Raw genomic sequence first — 2,084 nt, forward strand, 5'->3', positions numbered from 1 at the left:
CAGCAGGGCGGGCAACGGGACGCCGAGGAACGTGCTCGCCGCCTCCAGCGTGTTCGCGTCGAACGAGCAGTCGGACGTGACCGGAGGCAGGTCGGCGGTCGTGTAGGGGCGGCCGGTGGCGACGGTGAGGGCGTCGGCCAGCGCTTCGGGCGTGTGGCCGCGCGCCCGCGTCCACCAGGCGATGTTGGCGGCCACGTTCTCGTTCATGGTGCGCGCCCCCCGGCCGTCGCGGACGATGGAGGCCGGGCGGGCGCGGGGCCTCCGGCGGCGGGTCAGCAAGGGCAGCGGGACGAGCAGCGCGCCGAGCAGGGGCAGCGCCCACGGGTAGCTGGCGGTGTGCGCGGTGAACGCGATCGGCTCGTCCAGCCCGCCGATCTCGCCGCGCACGGTGTAGCGGCCGAACGCCGGGGCGCCCAGCGTGAACGGGATCTCGTACGTGCGCTCCTGGCCGGGGTCGAGCGTGCCCAGCGCGGGTGCGGTGATCAGGTCGGCGGGGTCGGGCCCGCGTCCCATGGTCAGCGCGAGCGGAAGGTCGGTGAGCGCGGTCGTGCCCTCGTTGCGCAGGGTGACGCGGAGGGTGCGGTCGGCGGCGCCGCCGAGCCGGCCGTCCAGGAGGCCGCCGCCGCGCACGGAGACGGCGGTCGCCGACAGGCGGCGGGTGCCGCCGGCGGTGGACGCGGCGGGACGTTCGGCGGCCGACAGCGTCGGCACGCCCGCCACCGTGATCGGGACCGTCCGGGGCGCGCCGCCGGTGACGGGCCGCACCGCGATGACGCAGGGGCAGCCGACCGGCGGCTTGGCGACGTTGAGCATGACGGCGGTGGCCTTGCCCTCGCCCGCGTAGGTGCTGGCGGACGACGCCACCGCGCAGTCGGCGGTGCCGCGCCGCGCCTGGTTGCCGCACAGCTCGACGAGGAGGTTGCCCGGCGCGAAGCCGGTCAGGCGCACGGTCACGGTCTGGCCCGGCTTGACCGACGCCCGGTCGAGGTCGATCGCGGGTTCCGCGTGGGCGGGGGAGGCGAGCAGCGGGGTCGCCGCCGCGGCGGCGAGGACGGCCGCGAGCCTCAGCGTCCTCATCGGGCGCTCCCCGGACGGCGGCGCCGCGCGTACACGGCTCCGGCGGCGAGCACGGCGGCGGCCCCCGCGACCAGCCACGGGACGTGCCAGAGGGACGCCTTGCGCGCGACCGGGCGGGCGGCGACCGGCCTGCCGCTCTGCGGGTCGGTGGGCGACAGCCTGACCGAGGCGGCCAGCCGCCCCGCCGGCGGCACGCCGCCGATCCGCTCGGTGAAGGTGTAGCTGCTGCCGGGCAGCAGCTCGGGGATGCTGCGGGAGACCTGCTCACCGAGCGGCAGCCCGAACGGCCCCTGCGCGCCGATCCTGGCCAGCGCGGTCATCCGCAGGTTCCCGGTGTTGCGGACGGTGTAGGTGACGTCCATCCGGCCGTTGCCGACGAGCGGCGCGTCGTACCCGGTGCGCAGCGCGGTGACCTGGAGGGCGGGCGCGAGCGTCCCGGCGGCCCGCAGGTAGACGCGCGCCGCCACCCGCCGGTCGACGTTGACGCGCTGCCCCCGCGCGGTGGTCTGCTGCTGGGTGACGGACGCGACGATGCCGCCGCCGTGGTCGCCCGGCGTGGCGTTGTGCGGCACCTTGAGCGTGAACGGCACCTGCACCGTCCTGCCCGCCTTGACCGTGTACGAGCCGCGCTCGACCGTCACCCACGTCCCGACGCCGGTCGGGATGCGGTCGGCGGTGAGCAGGCCGAACGAGCCGTCGGCGGTGTTGAACGCGTCGGTGGCGTACACCCGGAACGTCCGGGTGCGGTCGCTCAGGTTGGAGATCGACACCTTGTCCCGGACGGTCTGCCCGGGGGAGACCGAGTAGACGAAGTAGTCGCGCCCGCTGGGGCCCTTCGGCCCGGCGGGCCGCACCGCCCAGGCCATGCCGCCCGGATCGCCAGGGGCGGCCGGGGCGCCCGGGGCGGCCGCGGCCGGCGCGGGCGGGATGAGGAGGACGGCCGTCAGGACGGCACCGCCCGCGAGGGCGGCCTTGCTGGTCATGGTGGCTGTCTCTTATACAAATCT

At 76.6% G+C, this 2,084-nt stretch carries 2 protein-coding genes; both read right to left on the reverse strand.

Annotated features, from left to right (window positions below; translation table 11 throughout):
• Positions 1-1,077 (reverse strand): hypothetical protein (locus tag ETD96_RS43430; RefSeq protein ID WP_138642296.1); only part of this gene is annotated, 1,077 nt, incomplete at its 3' end.
• Positions 1,074-2,060 (reverse strand): WxL protein peptidoglycan domain-containing protein, encoded by a 987-nt coding sequence (locus ETD96_RS43435; RefSeq protein WP_138642297.1) that lies wholly within the window; start codon positions 2,058-2,060, stop codon positions 1,074-1,076. The genes ETD96_RS43435 and ETD96_RS43430, both read right to left, overlap by 4 nt.
• Positions 2,061-2,084 lie beyond the last annotated feature (24 nt).

This window comes from Actinomadura geliboluensis, assembly GCF_005889745.1.
Lineage (GTDB): Bacteria > Actinomycetota > Actinomycetes > Streptosporangiales > Streptosporangiaceae > Spirillospora > Spirillospora geliboluensis.